General features: G+C 35.3%; 17 protein-coding genes, 3 tRNA genes and 3 rRNA genes. 4 read left to right on the top strand and 19 right to left on the bottom strand.

Translation table 11 applies throughout. From position 1 onward, the window contains the following. The first annotated feature begins 31 nt into the window (after positions 1–31). Entirely contained in the window at positions 32–1,498 is a 1,467-nt protein-coding gene (locus P3875_RS10595) for an aminotransferase-like domain-containing protein (protein ID WP_303443935.1), read from the top strand. On the opposite strand, the gene P3875_RS10590 is transcribed toward P3875_RS10595, so the two are convergent. Continuing rightward, positions 1,487–2,044 (bottom strand): DUF4256 domain-containing protein, encoded by a 558-nt coding sequence (locus tag P3875_RS10590; RefSeq protein WP_303443934.1) that lies wholly within the window; start codon positions 2,042–2,044, stop codon positions 1,487–1,489. The genes P3875_RS10595 and P3875_RS10590 overlap by 12 nt on opposite strands. A 75-nt stretch (positions 2,045–2,119) precedes the next feature. Between P3875_RS10590 and P3875_RS10585 the strand changes: the two genes are divergently transcribed. Next, positions 2,120–3,025 carry a DUF808 family protein gene (locus P3875_RS10585; protein ID WP_303443933.1) on the top strand — a complete coding sequence of 302 codons (906 nt, stop codon included), beginning with the start codon at positions 2,120–2,122 and terminating at the stop codon, positions 3,023–3,025. Between the two features lie 45 nt (positions 3,026–3,070). Here the strand turns inward: P3875_RS10585 and P3875_RS10580 are convergent, their stop codons facing one another. The 13 genes from P3875_RS10580 to P3875_RS10520 form a co-directional block, all read right to left on the bottom strand. Next, entirely contained in the window at positions 3,071–3,778 is a 708-nt protein-coding gene (locus tag P3875_RS10580) for a hypothetical protein (RefSeq protein ID WP_303443932.1), read from the bottom strand. A gap of 1 nt (position 3,779) precedes the next feature. Then, on the bottom strand, positions 3,780–4,805 hold the full coding sequence (locus P3875_RS10575; protein ID WP_303443931.1) for a YARHG domain-containing protein: 1,026 nt from the start codon (positions 4,803–4,805) through the stop codon (positions 3,780–3,782). 434 nt (positions 4,806–5,239) lie between these two features. Next, positions 5,240–5,351: ribosomal RNA gene (gene rrf / locus P3875_RS10570) — 5S ribosomal RNA — on the bottom strand. 126 nt (positions 5,352–5,477) lie between these two features. Then, positions 5,478–8,359: ribosomal RNA gene (locus P3875_RS10565) — 23S ribosomal RNA — on the bottom strand. A 113-nt stretch (positions 8,360–8,472) separates the two neighbouring features. After that, positions 8,473–8,546: transfer RNA gene (locus tag P3875_RS10560), tRNA-Ala, on the bottom strand. A gap of 128 nt (positions 8,547–8,674) precedes the next feature. Continuing rightward, positions 8,675–8,748, bottom strand: a tRNA-Ile gene (locus P3875_RS10555). A gap of 65 nt (positions 8,749–8,813) precedes the next feature. Next, positions 8,814–10,331, bottom strand: a 16S ribosomal RNA gene (locus P3875_RS10550). The 16S, 23S and 5S rRNA genes sit together here with 3 tRNA genes alongside, the layout of an rRNA operon. 196 nt (positions 10,332–10,527) lie before the next feature. Further along, positions 10,528–10,602 (bottom strand) — tRNA-Val (locus P3875_RS10545). Between the two features lie 681 nt (positions 10,603–11,283). Next, entirely contained in the window at positions 11,284–11,736 is a 453-nt protein-coding gene (locus P3875_RS10540) for a hypothetical protein (RefSeq protein ID WP_303443930.1), read from the bottom strand. A gap of 37 nt (positions 11,737–11,773) precedes the next feature. After that, on the bottom strand, positions 11,774–12,517 hold the full coding sequence (locus tag P3875_RS10535; RefSeq protein ID WP_303443928.1) for a hypothetical protein: 744 nt from the start codon (positions 12,515–12,517) through the stop codon (positions 11,774–11,776). A gap of 466 nt (positions 12,518–12,983) precedes the next feature. Beyond that, positions 12,984–14,750: a 30S ribosomal protein S1 gene (gene rpsA, locus P3875_RS10530; RefSeq protein WP_303443927.1), complete on the bottom strand. Its 1,767-nt coding sequence runs from the start codon at positions 14,748–14,750 to the stop codon at positions 12,984–12,986. 202 nt (positions 14,751–14,952) lie between these two features. Then, complete coding sequence (locus P3875_RS10525; protein WP_303443926.1) at positions 14,953–16,605, bottom strand: DUF6029 family protein; 1,653 nt, start codon at positions 16,603–16,605, stop codon at positions 14,953–14,955. Between the two features lie 3 nt (positions 16,606–16,608). Then, entirely contained in the window at positions 16,609–17,100 is a 492-nt protein-coding gene (locus P3875_RS10520) for a TlpA family protein disulfide reductase (RefSeq protein ID WP_303443925.1), read from the bottom strand. Between the two features lie 127 nt (positions 17,101–17,227). Here P3875_RS10520 and P3875_RS10515 point away from each other — a divergent pair, with 127 nt between their 5' ends. Further along, on the top strand, positions 17,228–18,142 hold the full coding sequence (locus P3875_RS10515; RefSeq protein WP_303443924.1) for an Omp28-related outer membrane protein: 915 nt from the start codon (positions 17,228–17,230) through the stop codon (positions 18,140–18,142). A gap of 53 nt (positions 18,143–18,195) precedes the next feature. Here the strand turns inward: P3875_RS10515 and dinB are convergent, their stop codons facing one another. Both dinB and P3875_RS10505 read right to left on the bottom strand, forming a co-directional pair. Further along, on the bottom strand, positions 18,196–19,236 hold the full coding sequence (gene dinB, locus P3875_RS10510) for a DNA polymerase IV (RefSeq protein WP_303443923.1): 1,041 nt from the start codon (positions 19,234–19,236) through the stop codon (positions 18,196–18,198). 45 nt (positions 19,237–19,281) lie between these two features. Then, positions 19,282–21,318: a recombinase gene (locus P3875_RS10505; RefSeq protein ID WP_303443922.1), complete on the bottom strand. Its 2,037-nt coding sequence runs from the start codon at positions 21,316–21,318 to the stop codon at positions 19,282–19,284. Between the two features lie 44 nt (positions 21,319–21,362). On the opposite strand from P3875_RS10505, the gene P3875_RS10500 reads away from it, so the two are divergent. Continuing rightward, positions 21,363–21,836 carry a CYTH domain-containing protein gene (locus P3875_RS10500; RefSeq protein WP_303443921.1) on the top strand — a complete coding sequence of 158 codons (474 nt, stop codon included), beginning with the start codon at positions 21,363–21,365 and terminating at the stop codon, positions 21,834–21,836. On the opposite strand, the gene P3875_RS10495 is transcribed toward P3875_RS10500, so the two are convergent. From P3875_RS10495 to P3875_RS10485, 3 genes are all read right to left on the bottom strand, one after another. After that, positions 21,820–22,221, bottom strand: coding sequence for a septal ring lytic transglycosylase RlpA family protein (locus tag P3875_RS10495; protein ID WP_303443920.1), 402 nt, complete (start codon positions 22,219–22,221; stop codon positions 21,820–21,822). The genes P3875_RS10500 and P3875_RS10495 overlap by 17 nt on opposite strands. Beyond that, entirely contained in the window at positions 22,205–22,840 is a 636-nt protein-coding gene (locus P3875_RS10490) for a septal ring lytic transglycosylase RlpA family protein (RefSeq protein ID WP_442930317.1), read from the bottom strand. The genes P3875_RS10495 and P3875_RS10490 overlap by 17 nt, the downstream gene beginning before the upstream one ends. 89 nt (positions 22,841–22,929) lie before the next feature. Further along, entirely contained in the window at positions 22,930–23,352 is a 423-nt protein-coding gene (locus P3875_RS10485; RefSeq protein WP_303443919.1) for a hypothetical protein, read from the bottom strand. Positions 23,353–23,471: the final 119 nt, after the last annotated feature.

Genomic DNA, 23,471 nt, shown 5'->3' with positions numbered 1-23,471 from the left:
TTTTAACATTATAGATAGTCCGGTTACATAAATGCTTTTCCCAAATATACAAATCGATAGAGAAAGTGCAACTGCAGTATATCTACAAATTGCACAACAATTAATACAAGCAATACAAAATGGCAATTTACCAGCAGGTAGTCATTTACCAGGAACACGCCAATTAAGTACCTTGCTTAAAATACACCGAAACACGGCTGTTGCCGTTTATGAAGAATTGGCATCGCAAGGTTGGGTTGAAATTAAAGCAAATAAAGGTACTTTTGTATTAATTGAAAACACTAAACAGGTAACAAATCAATTAAAAGCAATGGTAAACCAAGCTAAATATCCTTTAAAAACAGGATTTACCATTAAAACCAGTTTCCATTTAATATCGCCCTATCAAAAAACCACTACTACCTATACATTTAACGACGGGCAAACCGATATACGTTTACACACCGATAGTTTATACAACCGCTGGTATAATTCCATTTTAAAACGATCGACCTTATTAAAAAAATGGAATAGTTTTTTGTTTGAAAAAACATCGTTTTTAGACACACAACTAAGCAACTATTTAAATACTTCGCGAAATTTACAAATTGCTTCTAAAAATGTTTTAGTAACCCGAAATTCCGAAATGAGTTTGTATTTGATTTCTCAGCTATTAATCGAGCCAAATGATGTGGTTTTGGTTGGTAACTTAAGTAATTTTGCGGCAAACATGATTTTTAGTCAAGCAAAAGCTGTTATTAAAACAATTCCTGTTGACGAATACGGAATAGATGTTGCGTATATTAGAAAAAACTTTACTAAAAACAGCATAAAGTTTTTGTATTGTACACCACATAGGCATTACCCTACAACGGTTTCATTAAGCGCTGCGCGTCGTGTAGATTTACTTGCTTTGGCGCGCGAATACGGTTTTGCTATTATAGAAGATGATTACGATTACGATTTTCAGTACCAAACAACAGCCTTACCACCATTGGCAAGCGCCGATGAAAGCGGAATGGTGATTTACTTGGGTAAAGTAGGACAAATGTTGTTTCCGGCTTTTGAAACCGCTTTTATTGTTGCACCCGATAATTTAATTACCGAAGCTAAAAATTATTACAAAATGATGGATCCACAAGGTGATTTAATTAAAGAACAAATTTTAGCCGAAATTATTCACGAAGGCGAAATAAACCGTCAGCACAAAAAAAAGGTATTATTATACAAAGCCAAATGCGATGCCATGTGCCATGCTTTGCAATTACATTTTGGTAGTTTAATATTTTTTACAAAACCAAAAGGCGGTTTGGCTGTTTTTATACAATTTAATAAAAACATTTCGCTTACAAATTTTGCAAAACAAGCAAAAAACTACAATGTAACTTTGCCTAATTATCTATTATATCAAACAAAAAACATGTGTGGTATTAGGTTAGGATTTGGGCATTTATCAATTAACGAAATTAATGAAACAGTAGCTTTACTGCGTAAAGCGTATAATCATTTAAACACGTAACAACCCTCTAAAACCGCGTGCTGCGTAATATGATTGTGCTCCGTTATGGTAAATAAAAACGGTATTGTATCTAAAATCACCAAACAAAGCCCCATCTAGATCGCGTATTTTTTGAGGTGTTTCAATCCAACTTGATGTTTTGGTATCAAACGGTTCTAATTCTTGCAATTCACGGTATTCAACTTCATTCAAAAGTTTAACACCCATTTTTTTTGCAGCTTCAACAGCACTATCAACCGGTTTATGTTCTTTACGGGCATTTAAAGCCTTTAAATCGTAACAAAAACTTCTGCGCCCCTTTGGACTTTCTTTAGCACAATCACAAAAAACAAATTCATTTAAATCGGTATCAAAATCTATAACATCGGGTTCACCGCCCGTTTCTTCCATCAGCCATAAAACAGCTAATTTTTTGGTATTTTTAATTAGTTTTTCGTTAACATCGCTCCAAATTAAATGAATATGTCTGTGCATGTTTTTTTCAAATCTTGTTTTTAATACACTTATTAAATCATTAATTTGTTCTTGTGAAAGTTGAATTGCCATTTTTAAATTGATTTTACTTTTGTTGAATTAGGAAACTAAAGATAAATTTATATTTTTACATAAAAAATAAAATTTATGGCATCAGGTTTTTTTGCAATTTTAGACGACATCGCTGCTTTAATGGATGATGTGGCGGTTACAAGTAAAATTGCTACCCAAAAAACAGCAGGTATATTGGGCGATGATTTGGCAGTAAATGCTGAAAAAGCAACAGGTTTTTTATCTTCTAGAGAAATACCGGTTTTAATGAAAATTATGAAAGGTTCATTTATTAACAAACTAATTATTGTGCCTGCCGTTTTTTTACTAGAGTGGTTGTATGCCCCAGCAATTAAAATTATATTAATTATAGGCGGATTTTACTTGGCCTACGAAGGTGTTGAAAAAATAATTGAATTTGTTTTTCATAGAAAAAAACAAGGCGCCGAAGTAATTGAAGATGCAAATGAAATTGAAGAAAATGGTGAAGATGCTGAAAAAAACAAAGTTAAATCGGCCATTACTACCGATTTTATTTTGTCGTTAGAAATTGTAATTATTGCACTTGCTGCCGCTAAAACAGGTTATGAAACGTTAAAATCGCAATTTAACCCCTTTTTGGTGGAAGTTGTTACTGTTTCAATTGTATCTATTATTGCTACAGTTGGGGTTTATGGTATTGTTGCATTAATTGTTCGTATGGATGATACGGGCTACAAACTAATTAAAAAATCAAAAACTGAAAAAGGTGTTTTAGTATCAATAGGAAATTTATTAATAAACGCCTTACCTTGGGTTATTAAAGCATTAGGTGTAGTTGGCACGCTTGCTTTATTGCTTGTTTCGGGTGGAATTTTTGAACATAATATTGATTTATTGCATCATTTAAAACCGAATATTCCAATAATGCTTAAAGAGTTTACTTTAGGTATTGTTGCAGGTTTAATGGTGGTTGTATTAGTAACCACTTTTAAAAAATTGTTGGGTAAAAAAACACATTAAATAAGTAAACAAAAGCCTCAAAAAAATATTTTGAGGCTTTTGTTTTTAATAATATTCATAATATTTAAAAATAACTGTTTTAGGTACCCTACCTTCTTCGGTTGCAAAATAATAAATTACAGTTGGGTTGTTGTAAACATCTAGTGCTTGTATTTTTTGCACATCTTTTGTAAATGTAGTTTCGTTATCTTTGGTTACATTCATGCTATAATGCACTTCCTTTAATTGGCCTTCATCGTTATAAAAATAAGTAACATCTTCTTTTGTTTGTAAATTATCTGCTTTATAGATTACTTGCTTTATCGTAAAATCATTATTTAAATGAACAATTCTTTTAGATGTATCTTCCGAGTTTGTAGGCATTATTTCATAACTTAAAGTATTTAACCATTTATAAACATATTGTTTATGTTCAGTAGGAAAATCATTTAAAGTACTTTCTTCATTGTATGAAATATTTTTACCAGTTCCATTGAATTTCATTTTTTGAGAGAACAGATAATTGGGCAAATCATAACTTTTTTCTTGTGAAACTAAATCACCTTTTCTAGAAAATTTCATTATATTTCTTGCAAAATATGCTAACGTATCTGTGGGTATTTGGTATTTAGATGGGTACACCATATACGTTGATACTTTTTTAATTTTACCATTAAAACCGTATTCTTTTTGTTGATGGTATGAATTTTGTGCCAAACAAACGTTTGTAAAAAACAAAAGCGTTATACAGCCCAATAATTTAGTGAATGTCATTCTAATTTATATTTTTAATTTTTATGTTTTTTAAAGCTATAAGCCAATTAATTTCAGATAATTCTAAAAATTTTGGCTCTGGCACATAGTTTTCATTAGGCACGTACCAAGGTAGCTTTTCGTAATACTTTTTCAACTCCTGATTGGTAAAAATATAACCTCTGCGGGCGTAAGGCAAATTTTGCAACACTTTTAAAGCAATTTTATCCTCAATTTCATCAAAAAAAACATGTAAATCAATATAAAAAGGGAGTTCAATATTCGTATTAAACACAGTTTCTTCCGTCATAAAACGTTGTTTAAATAAAAACAGTTCTCCTTTAGGGTGAAAATCTTTCTTTTTAAATTGAATGATTCCGTCTTGTATAAAAAAAGCGGCAGCATATTTGTTTTCAGAAAAACGATACTCTTTCATAAAATCATTTACTTTATGCCCCAAACCAATAATTGACCATTCATTTACCGTATCAAAAAAAGTTTCGTTAATACAAAAACTTTCAAAAGACCCCATATCTATATTTAGCGTAAAATCTTCAATCTTATTGTTAGCCCACCTATTTGCTGCTGTCAAAATATATTCAAAATTGTAAATATAATCTACCGACCCAGACATTTCAAACGTATATGTATGTACTATATGATTGATGCCTGGTTGAAAAACAGCATCAAAATGATACACATAATAAAAACTTTCGGAATCAAAATTTTCAATTTCATCCAATGAAATTTCCTTTTGGTGATTCGCTACAGAAACATACGATATGTTATAAGGAAGTACTCTATGATTCATATTTACAGTAAAATTCTTCATATACGGATGTTGTCCATTCTTTGGATACAAATCCGCATCACCTTGTGGAGAAAATGCTTCAAAGCCAACTAAAATGGTTCTCGATACCTGTTCTGGATTGAAAAAAGTATAATCAACAGTAACCTCTAAATTCTCGCCTACTTTTTTTAAAGTCAGAATCTCCTTTTTAATTTCAATACTGGTTTCGTTAATTGGTATCAACTGATTCCCGCTCATCAAATAAGCACCATCATTAGCAAATAACCCACATGAATAAAGCAAACACACGCATAAAAGAAAACATTTGTACATATAAAACAACAACTAAATTTTAAGTAATATAGTCATAAATAAAAAAAAATCAAAATAAGTTCATTAAAACCTCAATGTATAGAACCGTTCTCATTTGGGCAATCCCCTCCACTACGTTGCGGGTCGGGCTCTCGCGAGTCGCTTTTGTTTTTTAACAAAAACAAATAGCTCCAACAAACGCTCCATACCTATTGCAGCAGATTGTAAAAAAATCTGTTGGAATCTGTGGTAAAACAAAAAATCCCCATCATTACTGATGAGGATTTAAAAAAAGGCGGCGACCCGAGGGCTTTGCCCGAACTGCGCCGCACCTATGAAAAAAGAAAACCCCAATCTTTTCAGATTGGGGTTTTACTAAAAAAAGGCGGCGACATACTCTCCCACATTAAAATGCAGTACCATCTGCGCTATCGGGCTTAACTTCTCTGTTCGGAATGGGAAGAGGTGAGCCCCGATGCTATAACCACCTTAAGCTTTTGGTTTATTACACTTGTAACAAACTATTTTGTTAACATATTTTCGATACTTTTTGTAGATTATTTTAAGTTTAGTCTTAATACTAAATTCTCAATACTATTTTTATAAAGCAATTCCTAGAGCACATAAGCTTACGGGCTATTAGTACTACTTGACTATGACATTACTGCCTTTACATCTGTAGCCTATCAACGTTGTCATCTTCAACGACCCTTTAAAGAAATCTCATCTTGTGGTGGGTTTCGCGCTTATATGCTTTCAGCGCTTATCCCTTCCCAACGTAGCTACTCAGCGATGCACCTGGCGGCACAACTGATACACCAGAGGTTAGTCCAATTCGGTCCTCTCGTACTAGAATCAGATCCACTCAAATTTCTTGCGCCCACAGTAGATAGAGACCGAACTGTCTCACGACGTTCTGAACCCAGCTCGCGTGCCACTTTAATGGGCGAACAGCCCAACCCTTGGGACCTTCTCCAGCCCCAGGATGTGACGAGCCGACATCGAGGTGCCAAACCCCCCGTCGATATGAGCTCTTGGGGGAGATCAGCCTGTTATCCCCGGCGTACCTTTTATCCTTTGAGCGATGGCCCTTCCATGCGGAACCACCGGATCACTATGCTCTACTTTCGTACCTGATCGACTTGTTAGTCTCGCAGTCAAGCTCCCTTTTGCCATTGCACTCTACGCACGGTTACCAAGCGTGCTGAGGGAACCTTTAGAAGCCTCCGTTACTCTTTTGGAGGCGACCACCCCAGTCAAACTACCCACCAAGCAATGTCCTCAACATGTATCGAGTTAGATCTCAGATAAGCAAAGGGTGGTATTTCAACAATGACTCCACAACGCCTAGCGACGCCATTTCATAGTCTCCCACCTATCCTACACATCACTTATCCAAGAACAATACTAAGCTATAGTAAAGGTGCACAGGGTCTTTTCGTCCCACTGCGGGTAATCGGCATCTTCACCGATACTACAATTTCACCGAGCTCATGGCTGAGACAGTGTCCAGATCGTTACACCATTCGTGCAGGTCGGAACTTACCCGACAAGGAATTTCGCTACCTTAGGACCGTTATAGTTACGGCCGCCGTTTACTGGGGCTTCAATTCAATGCTTCTCCGAAGATAACATCTCCTCTTAACCTTCCAGCACCGGGCAGGTGTCAGGCCCTATACTTCATCTTACGATTTGGCAGAGCCCTGTGTTTTTGATAAACAGTCGCCTGGACCTTTTCACTGCGGCCAGCATTGCTGCTGGCGACCTTTCTCCCGAAGTTACAGGTCTATTTTGCCTAATTCCTTAGCCATGAATCTCTCGAGCACCTGAGGATACTCTCCTCGACCACCTGTGTCGGTTTGCGGTACGGGTTGTAATAATCTAAGTTTAGAAGCTTTTCTTGACAGCCTTTAGGTACACTATCACTTTGCCCGAAGGCTCCGTGTACTATCGCATTTCTCCAAGTTCGACGCATTTTACTATCAAACCTATAGGTACGTGCTTTAACGAACTATTCCGTCAGTTCGCGGTACTTTCACCACTGCGTCACTCCATCACAACTATTACAAGTACGGGAATATTAACCCGTTGGCCATCGACGTCCCCCTTCGGGTGTGCCTTAGGTCCCGACTAACCCACAGCTGATTAGCATAGCTGTGGAAACCTTGGTCTTACGGTGTGCGGGTTTCTCGCCCGCATTATCGTTACTTATGCCTACATTTTCTTTTCTAAACAGTCCAGCAATTCTCACAAATCACCTTCTACCCAGTTTAGAATGCTCCCCTACCACTTGTATTTACATACAAATCCATAGCTTCGGTAGTATACTTATGCCCGATTATTATCCATGCTCGATCGCTCGACTAGTGAGCTGTTACGCACTCTTTAAATGAATGGCTGCTTCCAAGCCAACATCCTAGCTGTCGGGGCAATCAAACCGCGTTTTTTCAACTTAGCATACATTTGGGGACCTTAGCTGATGGTCTGGGTTCTTTCCCTCTCGGACATGGACCTTAGCACCCATGCCCTCACTGCTGTAAATCATTTATTAGCATTCGGAGTTTGTCAGGAATTGGTAGGCGGTGAAGCCCCCGCATCCAATCAGTAGCTCTACCTCTAATAAACTATATCAGCGCTGCACCTAAATGCATTTCGGGGAGTACGAGCTATTTCCGAGTTTGATTGGCCTTTCACCCCTACCCACAGGTCATCCGAAGACTTTTCAACGTCAACCGGTTCGGTCCTCCATTTGGTGTTACCCAAACTTCAACCTGCCCATGGGTAGATCACACGGTTTCGCGTCTACCACTACTGACTATAGCGCCCTATTCAGACTCGCTTTCGCTTCGGCTGCGTAACTTAATTACTTAACCTTGCCAGCAACGGTAACTCGTAGGCTCATTATGCAAAAGGCACGCCGTCACCCAACGAATGGGCTCCGACCGCTTGTAGGCGTATGGTTTCAGGTTCTATTTCACTCCGTTATTCACGGTTCTTTTCACCTTTCCCTCACGGTACTGGTTCACTATCGGTCTCTCAGGAGTATTTAGCCTTGGCGGATGGTCCCGCCGGTTTCAATCAAGGTTTCACGTGCCCCGACCTACTCAGGATACCACTATCTAATACTTCACTTACCTATACGGGACTATCACCCTCTACGGTTCATCTTTCCAGATGATTCTAATTCGCTTAGCTTAAAATGTCGTGGTCCTACAACCCCAAAATTGCCGTAACAACTTTGGTTTGGGCTTCTGCGCGTTCGCTCGCCACTACTTACGCAATCACTTTTGTTTTCTTCTCCTCCGCCTACTTAGATGTTTCAGTTCAGCGGGTTTGCTCACCTATCGGTGTACTATGTCTTCAACATAGTGGGTTGCCCCATTCGGATATCTGCGGATCAATTCGTATGTGCCAATCCCCGCAGCTTTTCGCAGCTTATCACGTCCTTCGTCGCCTCTGAGAGCCTAGGCATTCCCCATACGCCCTTATTTTGCTTATTGTGCTCTACTTTAATCCCTAAAGATTAAATGTGCTTTATATTATTTCTAATATTATTCTACTTTTTAAATGTATCTCAATATGTCAATGAACTTTTTTCGCTTGATGCGAATTGTGGAGAATATCGGAGTCGAACCGATGACCTCCTGCGTGCAAGGCAGGCGCTCTAGCCAGCTGAGCTAATCCCCCATTCTTTTAGCTTTCAGTTATCAGCCGTTAGCTTTCAGCGGATTGTTGATAACTCAACTTCTAAAATTTCCTTTTATGGTATTTTTCACAGCTTTTTAATTCGTAATTTTCTATTTCGTAATTAAAAGTAGTCCCGGGCAGACTCGAACTGCCGACCCCTACATTATCAGTGTAGTACTCTAACCAGCTGAGCTACGAGACTCTGTAATTTTTTACCTTTTTTTTGAACTAACAGTTAAGAGTAAGAGATTTTTAAACCATCTCTAGAAAGGAGGTGTTCCAGCCGCACCTTCCGGTACGGCTACCTTGTTACGACTTAGCCCTAGTTACCAGTTTTACCCTAGGCAGCTCCTTGCGGTCACCGACTTCAGGTACCCCCAGCTTCCATGGCTTGACGGGCGGTGTGTACAAGGCCCGGGAACGTATTCACCGGATCATGGCTGATATCCGATTACTAGCGATTCCAGCTTCACGGAGTCGAGTTGCAGACTCCGATCCGAACTGTGACCGGCTTTATAGATTCGCTCCCTATCGCTAGGTGGCTGCTCTCTGTACCGGCCATTGTAGCACGTGTGTGGCCCAGGACGTAAGGGCCGTGATGATTTGACGTCATCCCCACCTTCCTCACAGTTTACACTGGCAGTCTTGCTAGAGTTCCCGACATTACTCGCTGGCAACTAACAACAGGGGTTGCGCTCGTTATAGGACTTAACCTGACACCTCACGGCACGAGCTGACGACAACCATGCAGCACCTTGTAAATTGTCCGAAGAAATATCTGTTTCCAAATACGTCAATCTACATTTAAGCCCTGGTAAGGTTCCTCGCGTATCATCGAATTAAACCACATGCTCCACCGCTTGTGCGGGCCCCCGTCAATTCCTTTGAGTTTCAGGCTTGCGCCCGTACTCCCCAGGTGGGATACTTATCACTTTCGCTTAGCCACTCAGTCCGAAAACCAAACAGCTAGTATCCATCGTTTACGGCGTGGACTACCAGGGTATCTAATCCTGTTCGCTACCCACGCTTTCGTCCATCAGCGTCAATCGTTGGTTAGTAACCTGCCTTCGCAATTGGTATTCCATGTAATATCTAAGCATTTCACCGCTACACTACATATTCTAGTTACTTCACCAAAATTCAAGCCCTACAGTATCAATGGCAATTTTTTGGTTAAGCCAAAAACTTTCACCGCTGACTTATAAGGCCGCCTACGGACCCTTTAAACCCAATGATTCCGGATAACGCTTGGATCCTCCGTATTACCGCGGCTGCTGGCACGGAGTTAGCCGATCCTTATTCTTACAGTACCGTCAAGTTCCCTCGCAAGGGAGTGTTTCTTCCTGTACAAAAGCAGTTTACAATCCATAGGACCGTCTTCCTGCACGCGGCATGGCTGGTTCAGACTTGCGTCCATTGACCAATATTCCTCACTGCTGCCTCCCGTAGGAGTCTGGTCCGTGTCTCAGTACCAGTGTGGGGGATCTCCCTCTCAGGACCCCTACCCATCATCGTCTTGGTGTGCCGTTACCACACCAACTAACTAATGGGACGCATGCTCATCTTATACCAATAAATCTTTAATATCTGAATGATGCCATTCCTATATCCTATAAGGTATTAATCCAAATTTCTCTGGGCTATCCCTTAGTATAAGGTAGATTGCATACGCGTTACGCACCCGTGCGCCGGTCTCAAGGAAGCAAGCTTCCTCTACCCCTCGACTTGCATGTGTTAGGCCTGCCGCTAGCGTTCATCCTGAGCCAGGATCAAACTCTTCATCGTATGTTTTTTATATTTTTTGATGTGTCGTTTAAAAACGTAATCTCTTACGCTCTTACTCTTTTTTTTCTGTTAATCCAATATGTCTATGAACTTGTCTCTTCTTCTGTCGCTTTGTTTCTTAAAGCGGTTGCAAAAGTAGTAACTTTTTCTAATCTACCAAAACTTTTTTTAGTTTTTTTTGAAAAAGTTTTTTTTGTGGGCGATAAGGGATTCGAACCCCTGACCCCCTCGGTGTAAACGAGGTGCTCTGAACCAGCTGAGCTAATCGCCCCTATTTTGTTTTTTTGAACGGACTGCAAAGATAACAACCTTTTGTAATACCATCCAAATTTATTTTTTACTTTTTTTTTCTAGGAACGTGTTGCTTGCTGTGCTGCTAAGCGGGTGCAAATATACCACCCTTTTTTTGGCTTTTGCAAGCTTTTTGCAAATGTTTTTTTAGTTTTTTTATAACCTACTTAATTGTAGTAATTTACGAATTATGAATTTTGAATTACGATTGTTGTTGGGGTGTTTTTACTAAATAAAACATACTTACTATATGTAATATTACTTTGCCTGTTCGCTTCGCTCGGGGCTTTTGGTATTAAAAATTTTTATTTTTTTACAACAGTTTACACTCATTGGCACGGATTTTATATTTACAGTAAAGTGTTTTATAGTAAAACAGCCTTCATACGTGTGTATAGAGGCTGTTGGTTGTTTTTATTGTTGCTCAAAGTCGGGAGACTTTGCGCAGCGGGGTTTACAAGGGTTTCAATTTTCATCAACACTTCTGATACATTACCTACGTTTGTAAGAGGCTGTTGGTTTTTAAAGGCACGGATTGCAAATCCGCGCCATCGGGGTGAATTTTATTGCTTACAACCACACGAAAGGATTCGTGCGGTAGCGTGGGAAAATCCGCGCCATCGGGTGCCAGCTTGGGGAATATTTTTGATACATTGCTACCTTAATTAGTAACTACAACTGTCTTTGTTATCAAACTATACCCTTTATATAACTGCATACTATCAGGTTTTATGTAGCTATAATCATAAATTAAATAATCTTTAACTAACCCTCCTATTTCATATATTCCTATTTGACCAAACTCATATCCTATATATATTTCTCTATCATACAGCAATACTGAATCTTTAAACACTCTATTTCCTGTATTATATTCATTATCAAAAATATTTACTTTATCAAATTCAGAAAATAATAAATATCTAAACTTTTTTGTATCCCCCTTAGTTGGTAAAACTATTGTATCAAAAGTTGGGTTTGAAAATGTTATAATTGCTAAATTCTTTTCTCCTAATTTAACAGTATCAGGAAACTTAAAATTTGCATTAATAATACTATTCTCTTTATAATCAATTTCATTTGAATGACTAGATCGCTCTGAATTACAACTCAATAGAAGTATTCCTACACCTAAAAAAAAAATATTTTCATCATTTTTTAAATCTATTTTTAATACTTAATTCAACACTATCATTATATTTTTTCACTGCAGGCAATTTTCTTATTGAATCCATTTGTCTATGAATATTTAATGTCGATACATCTTTCTGAAAAACTGCTGTGTCTTTTATATGAAATAGATAAGCTTTAACATAATCTGAATACGGACTAGCTATAATAAACTTTACTAAAGGATACATCACTTTAGAATTTTCATTATTTTTTGATTTTTGAGAAAAATCTATATGCTTAAACAATTCATTAGCATTCTCGAGCCTTTTTGAAACTTCGGGAGAAAATTTATCTGACAAATCTAAAAAGCCTTGGATATTTGTTACATCCATAGTTTTTGAACCTAAAGGAGCCTTAAAACCTGTACTCTCATTTCCATAGAGCATTACACCATAAGGTATATTTTTCGTCCCACTATCAAATGTTGTTTTATGATGACATTCTACACAAGGAATCGCATCGCCCATATTGTCTGAACCAATTTGCCCAAAAGGTATTACTACTGCTTGTAAAAAATTGTCCTCTCCAGATGAATTATCATACCATCCTCCATCTTTAAAAGTCCAAGAACCATCACTATCAGTATGAACATCACCATTTGTAAAATTACCTTCTTCAGGTGGATAAGCACTCATTCCTGTAGGGTCAATTAGGTTTATCGGGTTTTGGTGTACATAATGATATGGTGTCCAGCCTTGGAACTGTTCCGCCAGTGGATCCACACTTACAAATATACTAATTCTTGGGTTACTTCGTCGAGCTCAGCATAAACTCCATAACGTGCGCCGTAATAATACATTTGGGTAGCATCATCTAACTCAGCGTAATGCGCGGTTCGTACGTCTATAGCTCAGCCCACTTTTTCCTTCGAAATCGTTGAATTTGTAAATAAATTGAAATGCGTGTTTTTTCACAACAAGGAATATTAAGTCTTAAACAACTTTAAAAACTGCAAGCCTGCGTTAGGGATGGCAGCGGATAGCCTTTTATTGGCGGCTGAGGCACTCGAAGCGCCGATAAAAGCTATGAGCACACAGCCCGACCCGCCTATTTACCGCTATGTTTTGTTGTGCTGTTTGGGTGTTTTTACTTGCATTTAGTGCTAAGGTAGTTTGTAAGGGGAACGCCCAAAAAGAAAAATCCCGCCAAATTAATGACGGGATTTTAGATTTATGTTAGAAAAAACAATTAGTTTTTACCTTCCATTTTAGCTTTTAATTCAGCTAAAGCATCGATATCACCTAAAGTAGTTTTTTCGTTTGCAGCATTGTTAGCAGCAGTTTTTTCTTCAGCAGCTTTAAAGTTTTTCTCTTCTTCCTCACGGAAAGTTGCTGTGTGAGAAGCTACTACTCTTTTGAATTCTTTGTTGAATTCAATTACTTTAAAATCAGCTGTATCGCCTTTTTTCAATTTTTTACCGTCTTCTTTTTCTAAGTGACGTGTAGGAATGAAAGCTACTACATCTTCTTCAAAGTTAATAGTTGCACCTTTATCGTTTAAATCTGCAATTGTTCCGTTGTGAACTGTACCTACACCGTAAGCTGCTTCGTGAGCATCCCATGGATTATCGGTAGTTTGTTTGTGACCTAAAGATAATTTACGACCCTCAACATCTAATTCTAAAACAACAACATCTAATTTATCACCTACGTTAATAAATTCTGATGGGTGTTTTACTTTTTTAGTCCAAGATAAGTCAGAAATGTAAACTAAACCGTCGATACCTTCTTCTAATTCAACAAAAACACCAAAGTTAGTAAAGTTACGTACTGTACCTGTGTGTTTAGAACCTACTGGGTATTTAGCTGTAATATCTGTCCAAGGATCGTTTGTTAATTGTTTGATACCTAACGACATTTTACGCTCGTCACGGTCTAAAGTTAAGATAACTGCTTCTACTTCATCGCCAATTTTAACGAAATCTTGCGCTGAACGTAAGTGTGTAGACCAAGACATTTCAGAAACGTGAATTAAACCTTCAACACCTTCTGCAACTTCAATGAAAGCACCGTAATCAGCTAAAACAACTACTTTACCTTTAACTTTATCACCAACGTTTAAGTTAGCATCTAAAGCATCCCAAGGGTGTGCGTTTAATTGTTTTAAACCTAATTGGATACGTGTTTTCTCATCATCGAAATCTAAGATTACAACGTTTAATTTTTGATCTAATTCTAACACTTCAGATGGGTGGTTGATACGAGACCAAGATAAGTCAGTAATATGGATTAAACCGTCAACACCACCTAAATCGATGAATACACCGTAAGAAGTAATGTTTTTAACGATACCTTCTAATACTTGACCTTTTTCTAACTGACCGATGATTTCTTTTTTCTGAACTTCGATATCAGCTTCGATTAATGCTTTGTGAGAAACTACAACGTTTTTGAATTCGTGGTTGATTTTAACAACTTTAAATTCCATTGTTTTGTTTACATATTGATCGTAATCGCGGATTGGTTTCACATCGATTTGAGATCCTGGTAAGAATGCTTCGATACCGAATACGTCAACGATCATACCACCTTTAGTTCTGCATTTTACAAAACCGTTTACAATTTCACCTGAATCATGAGCAGCGATCACGCGATCCCAAGCTTTGATTGTACGTGCTTTACGGTGAGATAACACTAATTGACCGTTTTTATCTTCGCGAACGTCGATTAAAACTTCTACTTTATCACCAACTTTTAAGTTAGGGTTGTAGCGGAATTCGTTTAAAGAAATAACACCTTCAGATTTAGCGTTGATATCAACAATTGCATCTCTGTCTGTGATTCTTACTACTACACCTTCAACAACTTCTTCTTCACCTGTTGAGATAAATGTTTTTTCTACTAAATCTTCGAATTCTTTAAGGTTTGAAGCATCTACTGCATCGATACCGTTTTCATAACTTTCCCAGTTGAAAGTATCTAAGAATTCTTTTGCGTTTTGTGTTTGTTCAGACATGTCTGATAATAAATTTGTATTCTGTTTAGTTAAGGATTGTAACGAAGTTTAAAACAGAAGTTGTTATTGATTTTTTTAGCACTTTTTTAGCCCAATCCTTTCTTCGGCTAAAAAGTGGTGCAAATTTACGTTGTTTTTTTTTATCTTCCTAATAATCAAATAAAAAAGTCTGAATTTAAAAATTCAGACTTTTTTATTATTTTTAGAAGTTTGTTGTTAAGTTAAGTGTTAATCCGTTTGATTCTGGCACATATCTACACACACCACCAACACACATTAAACCACCGCGTTGACGACCGTAATTTAAAGCTATGCGGGTTGCCCCTTTTGAAAAACTACCACCTACACTGTAATAGTGAACGCGGCTTTCTTTATGCGAATTTCCGTAATTGTATAAATCGGTTACATAAATACTAAACATAGAATTCGGGACAAATTCTAACAAAGCCGCTCCCCAATTACCTTTATCTGCTGACGCCCACATATTTTGCAATTGTAAACGTACAGAAGTTGTTTCGGAAAAATTATACAAACCTTCAACACTAACAATGTCAGTTTTTACATCTTCAAACTTACCCTCTAATAAAGGTGCATTGTAATATTGATTCATGTACATTGTAATGGTTTGTAATTTTGGCGACCAATTTTTTCGAACTTCTACAGCAATATCTGAATAATATTTTTTTCCGAATTCTAAAAATTCATTTTTTACAGTATAGTTATTAAAATCATAAGTTGATTTTAACCCAGCCCAATAAGATCCATTTACAGCTAAGTGAGTACCGTATTTACCTCCTAAAGCTGTACCCTCTACAAAATCATAATACAAATCGTATTGCCCACCTATTTCACCAGCTTTTTGTGCTTGAAAGAAATCTAAATTCGGTTGCGCTTGATATACATATATGTTTTGAAGCGAAAAATCGTATTGTTTTGTTAAAGCAGGTACATAATTAATTATACCTTTATTGTAAACATTTCCTGTGAAACCTCGTTCTGAATAAAAAGACATATTTTCCATTCTACGAAGATTTACACTTGAGCCAAAATTCCCTTCGTTATAGCCTAAATTAACTAAAAAAGCATTTCCATCAGCAAAAAAACCATCTAAGTAATCGCCATTTTCTACTACAATATCCTTCTGTTTATGAACGTATTCGGTTCCAAAATTAAAACCTCCTGTACCAAAATTCAATCGTGCAGAATATGCGCTTATTAAATCGTTTACTCCACTGTATACAATTTCTTTCTTCTCATCCAATCTCCCTACATAACTAGCACCAATTCTTAAATCGGTATTTTCTAATTTTAATGCATCGGCAGCATTAAACTCAGCGTTTGTTCCTAAAACATAACTTTCAGAAAGATCAAATCCCATTCCTATTCTTTGTTTTCCACCTAAAGCAGTAACATCAAGGTTTTTTGTTAAACGCAATTTAGCATTCATTCCAAAAAGTGCGTTATTAACACCTAATGCACGATCTTCCCATGAGCGCAAAATTAATCCGCTTCCAAATTGTTCATAAAAATGTCCTAAAGTGATATTTAAACCTTTATCTATGTTATTATAACGCGCATAAATGGTACCAATATTAGCATCTTGTAAATCGGGACTGTAATTAATAATCGCTTTTGGATAATACGACTCTATTTGTGTACCAAATTCCCAATTATTTTTAAAATAGTCTACTTTAATATATGTGTTTGATCGAAATCTATCTTCAGCTTCCTTTTCATCAATTTTAATTTTATCGTCGTCTAAATAATATTGATTATTTGATTCGATTCCAACACGTACTTGTGCATAAAAGAAAGACGACGTTAAAAACGCCGCCGTTAATAATACTTTTTTCATTAATTATTTTTTTAATATCTTAACAATTTCTTGTTCGATTTTATTTTCAATACCTGGAGTGTAATTTGAATGTGTAAACATTACTTTTCCTTTATAAATAATCATTGTATATGGCACATTAACAACATTTAACGCTCTTTTTAAATCTTGATTTGTATCCATTAACACTTTATACTTCCACCCTTTAGAAGTTACCATCGGTTTAACGCGATTAACGGTTTTAGAATCATCTATTGAAATCGCAACTAATTCCACACCATAATCCTTTTGCCACTTTGCATATTTCGTTTTAACAGCTTCTAATTCTTTAATACATGGACCACACCAAGTTGCCCAAAAGCTTATAATCACTGGTTTAGAAGAATTATTATAATCTGCAATGTTAACTGATTTGTTATCTATTCCTTTTAATGATACGTTAGGTAATTTATTTTGAGCAGAAACCAATGTTATAAACATAACGAAAACTGCTATTAAAGATAAACGTAATTTCATGATATTAATATTGTTGTGTTAAAAATTAGCTTCAAATTTACAAATAAAAAATTTACTCAGATAATTTTTTTATTACTAATATTATTTTAGATTTACACTTTATTAACTTTTAATTAACTGACAAACTATGTTTAAGAAAAAATTATTGCCCCTTTTGCTTTTTAGTGTTGTAACTTTAGGTATTGTAAGCTGTTCTGATGACACAGAAGAAGTTCAAACCACCGAAGTTGATTATACCAAAGGTGAATACAAACAAAAAGTTTTAGTTGAAGATATTACATCTGCAAGTTGTGTATGGTGTCCGCTTGGTTCATTTACTATTGAAGAATTAGAGAAATCAGAATACAAGGATCAATTTATTGGAGTTGGAGTTCATGGTGATTTTAACACACAATTAGTAAAAGACCCTTTTGTTTTATCAGGAATGACTAAATTAATGACAGCCGTTGGACTTAAAGGATGGCCTCATTTAAGCTGGAACAGAAACACAACAATCACTGGTACAGCATTTCAAACATTTATTCCTAAGAAGAATAATGGAACAGAAGTAAATTATACTTTTGACGCTAACTTATTTAAAAACTTTTACACAAAATATAAACTTGTTGGAGATGGTTCTCCTATAGGTATTAAAATTGAATCTAACTTAACTGCTACAAGTGGTAAAGTTGATGTAAGTTTAAAATTTGGTCAAAATATCAATCAAGAATTAAAATATGTAGTTTACCTTCTTGAAGATGGTTTAGTTTTCCAACAAGCAAATGCTTCAAGTTTATATGGAAACAACACTGGAAGTCCAAGATGGGAAATGGATTTTGTACACGATCATGTGGTACGTGCTACTAACAACTTCTTAGGCGAAACAATTGCTGCAGGACAAACAATGTCTTCAAACGAATTTAAAGCTACCGCTAATTTAACTTATTCTACTGTAGATCTTGCAAAAGCTAACGTTGTTGTTGCAGTATTAGACAAAGATGGAAACGTATTAAATGTACAAAAAGCAAAAGCAAACGTAACACAAGATTACGAGAAAAAATAGTTTACCATTCTATTAAAAACAAAAAAACTCAAACCAAAAGGTTTGAGTTTTTTTTATAACTTTAATTTAAGCTGTATGTATTCTGCTTTTTTTTGATTGATGTTTAAATTACTTACTTGAACCCCTATTAAACGCACCGATGTTTTTAAAGTACTATGTTGTAACAAATCGGTTGATGTATCAAACAACAAATCAAAGCTACTTACATAATAAGGCAATGTATAACTTTTGGTTTGCAGTGTAAAATCACTATATTTTATTTTTAAAGTAATGGTTTTCCCTGATAAATTACGTTTTTGTAACCTAATAGAAACTTCTTCACATACTTCATGTAATTTTTCTTGCAAGGGAATTATCGATGTAAAGTTTTCAGAAAAAGTACGTTCGGCCCCTATAGATTTAGGTAAGCGATTCGGAACAACAGGTGAATTACTGATACCCCGCGCTAGTTGGTAATAATGTACACCAGAATTTCCAAAATGTTCTTCTAAAAAATCCAGTGATTTTAACCGTAAATCGGCGCCTGTAAAAATACCTAAATGATACATTTTTTCGCAAGTTTTTTTACCAACACCAAAAAAGCGTTTAATTTCTAACGCATCTAAAAAAGGAATAATTTCGTTTGGATTTATTGTTTTTTGTCCGTTTGGCTTGTTGTAATCACTTGCAATTTTAGCTAAAAATTTGTTCATTGAAATACCTGCTGAAGCAGTTAAACCAGTGGTTTCATAAATTTTTAATCGAATTTCTTCTGCAATAAGTGTTGCACTCTTTAGCCCCTTTTTATTTTGAGTTACATCTAAAAAAGCTTCGTCAAGCGATAAAGGTTCAACCAAATCGGTATACTCTAAAAAAATGGTTCGTATTTGTTTTGAAACTTCTTTGTATCGATCAAACCGTGGTGGTACAAAAATTAAATCAGGACACTTTTTAATTGCCAACTTACCACTCATTGCACTGCGCACACCAAATTTACGCGCTTCGTAACTAGCTGCCGATATCACTCCTCTTATTTCAGAACCACCAACAGCCAAAGGTTTGTTACGCAACTCAGGAAAATCAAGCTGTTCTACCGAAGCGTAAAACGCATCCATATCGATATGTATTATTTTTCGATGCGCCGATGTCATGAAAAGTTACTATTTAATTTGTTTGCTTTTTGTAGGAAAAAAAAACTGTAAGGGATGCTTTTTAAAATGTGCCCAAACTGATTTTTGCAAGCTAAAAACTTCAATTAAAGGAATGTTTCTGGAACGAAAAGCTAAACCTAACGAAAGTGAAAAACTTACAATAAAGTTCACAAAACCTACCACAAACAAACCTAAAAAACACCATAACCAAGTAGTAGCAGTAAGTTGAAAATCAGCTCCATAGGCCCCTAAAGCAATATTACCACTTACAAATGTTATATGGCGAATATCTAAATTCAATCCTAAAAACACCCCAATTGAATGGGTACTGCCCATAAAAATACCAAACCAAAAGTTTGATATAATACCTGGCCATTTTTTTTCGAGCCAATTAGCTAATGAATTTGCTTTAGATGCCCCAATTGTACTTTTTAACAATGGATTTTCTTTAATGCGATAATAAACTTGGTTGTGCTTGTTTTTATTGGATACATTACCTGAAATAATTCCCGATAAAAACAAAAACACCCCAGCTATACTTGCATGAAATATAGCTAATGAATGTACCGGACTAGCGTCTTTTAATAATGTTGGCCATTTAGTATCAGTGATATTTATACTTGTAACCTTATCTATACTCCAAATTAAAAACAACGCAACTATAAAAGCCATTACTACGTTACCTACAAAAGCAATAAACTGTGAACGAAACAAACGCGCAAACAAATGTGCAAATGCAGTGTTTTGTTCTTTAGAAGTTTGCTTTTTCCTACCTTCTTCAATTGCTTTAATAATTGTTGAAGCTGTCATGGCAGGTTGTTTTGTTGCCAAAGCAAACCCCAATAAATATATTACTATAAAACCAAAAGCATAGTTCATACTATACAAAAACGCAAAACCAAATGAACTGGTATCAACTTTTGAAAGTAACACTTTAAAAATACACAGAAACCCCACTATAAGCCCTGCACCCAATGAAGCTTTTAACATACCTAAATACTCTTTTACAGTTTCGGTAATATAATGTTCGCCTGTTTTTGCTGTATATTGGGTAATTTCATACGATACAACTTGTGTACTTTCTGCTATTAATTTGCTTATATTATTTTTGTAACAATTGTATTCAATAAGTTGCAACGATAATTTTATGGTGTTTGTTAACTTACTTTCATTAGCTTCAATTACCAATAAATTCATTAAAAATTTTATGCGATCTAACTGTTGTTTTATTCTTAATAAGCTTTGATTTACCTTTAATGTAATACCAAAAACCGAACTGTTTTTATAGGCGTGTTGTATAAGTTCTAAACATTGATTGTGTAAAATAACAAGCTGCTTGTAGTTTAAATCATTAGGTTCTACAAATTGTATTTCTCCTTTTCGCAAACGACTTTCAATTTCTAAAAATTCATTTTCAAAACCTAAAAACGGACTAGCCAAGTGGTTGTATTTAGGTATCATGTTTAAAATACTGGTTTCCATAGAACGCCCACTCATTCGTTGGGTTAGCAATCCCATGGTGTATAAAATTTCAGACATAACACCCTGTTCAGCCTTTTCAAATTGATACATATTAGGCAATTGCAATATCTCTACCAATTCAATCAACTCATTTATAGGTATTTTATTTATCCATACAAAATCATTTTCTTTATAAAAAACCTGATTTAATACGTATTCTAAAGTATCCTTTTGGGGTTGATAGGGCAATATTTTAGCCGATATACGCTTACGAATCTCAAACAAAAAATCAGAATCTTGTAAAATACCAGCATCGGCAGCCATTAAGTGAAATTTCCTTCCAGATAATGTGTTTTTTAAATAATTTGCTAATATAAATCTGTGGGTATCAAACTCAATTAAATGATCTAATAGTTCGCGTAAAGTTATTTGCGCAACTGCTTTAGGAGTTTTGGGGCGAATATATCGAACTAAATCGTATAAAAAATTTAAATTACTATACAACAACTCCTCTTCCTCTGCAACATATTTTGCAAAGATTTCGTGAATGTTTCTATAGATAAAGTCTTTTTTAAATAAACTCATATAGTCTTTTTTACGATATTTGATTCTTTAAAAACTTAAAAATCATGATTGAAATTGAACGAAAATTCAGCGTTAAAAGTACTACTTTTTTGGCTAATGCTAAAAAAAGCTATAAGATAAAACAAGGTTATTTAAATTCTGACAAAAACCGAACGGTACGTGTACGTATTAAAGGCGATAAAGGCTATATTACGGTAAAAGGTTTGAGTACTAACAACGGAGTGGAGCGCTTTGAATGGGAAAAAGAAATTAGTATACAAGATGCCGAAGCCTTAATGTTATTGTGCGAAGATTATATTATTGACAAAACCCGATACGTTGTTTTGAATGGTGATGCGGTTTTTGAAGTTGATGTATTTGAAGGATTAAACGAAGGTTTAGTTATTGCAGAAATTGAATTACAAACTGCTGATGAACATTTTTTTAAACCTGATTGGCTGGGCGATGAGCTTACGGGCGATATCCGTTTTTATAATGCTTATTTAAGTAACCATCCGTTTTCTACTTGGGTTGGTTAACAATTTCTAGTTTTACAAAAAGTTTACCCGCGTTCTTATCGTGGGTAATTGCATTAAATGCTTTTGCGCTTAAATCTATTTCAAAACCTTTAGAAAAAGGTCCTCGATCGTTAATTTCAACTTCAATACTTTTATTATTGTCTAAGTTTGTAATTCTTACAATAGTTCCAAAAGCCAATGTTTTATGGGCAGCAGTTAAATTATTGTTGTTAAAAACGGCACCACTTGCAGTTTTTCTTCCGTTAAATTTATTATGGTAATAACATGCAAAAACCTCATTTTTATAAAATGAGGTTTTTGCATTATGATTTGTATTAGCCGTTTTACAACTAACCATACTTATAATTAGTACAATAAAAACAAGTTGTTTATAAGGCAAATTCATTTAAATCTAAATCTTCAGGAACCGATGCAATAATGTTTAACTCTTCTTGCAATTCTGTTTTCTTTATTTCATAATCTTCAGGCAACACCTCAACTTTAACAGTTAATACACCTTTAGATTTATTTGATGCAATATCCATAAAGGCTGATTTGCTTAAATCTAAGTTTCGTCCTTTTACAAAAGGACCGCGGTCGTTAATTTCAACAATAACCTCACGGTCATTTTTTAAATTAGTTACACGTACTTTAGTTCCAAAGGGTAAAGATTTATGTGCGGCTGTATATTTGTTATTATTAAATACTTCACCATTAGCTGTTTTTCTTCCATTAAATTTATCGTGGTAGTATGATGCCTGAACTTCTTCATGCACTACTTCTACTTCATCTTCTAACGCTTCTAATTCAGCGTTTAGTTTAACTATTTGGCTGTTTAAATCAGCTTCTTTTTCGTTTATTTTAGATGAATCGTTGCTAAAGTTATTGGTTGTAGTGGCAAAAGCCATTTCTTTACCCATTTTAACTTTTTCAGCATTGTTTTTAGGTTCACTTGTAACTGTATTAACAAAAATTGCTGTTAACGTTACTAAACCTGCTAAAATAAAATAATGATACCTCTTCATAAAATCCTAAAACTTTTAATTAAACATTTGCTATAAAGCTTTAAACTTGCAAAAGTTAAACCTAACCAAAAATGGTTAGGTTTTAATTTTTATAACCAATTACTCCATGGAATTCTTGATAAAATCAAGATGGTACCTATGGTGTACATAATTGCAATTGACTTAAATTTTGCTTGATTTGTAGCAGCTTTTTTATGCTTAGAAAAACCAATTGTAATTAAAACTACTGCAATAATGTTAATTAGTGGATGTTCTAAAGCATACAATCGTAAATTACTATCTTTCATTGCTACAGAGAAAGACTGAACCATTGGCGATACAAAATAAAGCACCAAACCAATTAACAATTGTGTGTGTGTAAAAATTAAGGCAAATAATGCTAATTTACGGTCGCCCGCTTTAAATTCTTTACTTGATGCCATACCAATTAACGCATTAACCGAAGCAACGATTAGTAAAATTAAAGCCACATAGGCAATGTAAGAATGTGCATGTTGTAAACCTGTATTCATAGTTTAAAATTAATGTTGTTGGCTACAAAGATATGCTTTTTTTATTATGAAAAACTACCTTTAAACTTTAACACAAGTGCAAATATACTGAACAACAATCACATAGCAAAATTTATTAA

Origin of the sequence: Myroides sp. JBRI-B21084 (assembly GCF_030545015.1) — a bacterium.
Lineage (GTDB): Bacteria > Bacteroidota > Bacteroidia > Flavobacteriales > Flavobacteriaceae > Flavobacterium.
This window is presented reverse-complemented; position numbering and strand designations above follow the sequence as displayed.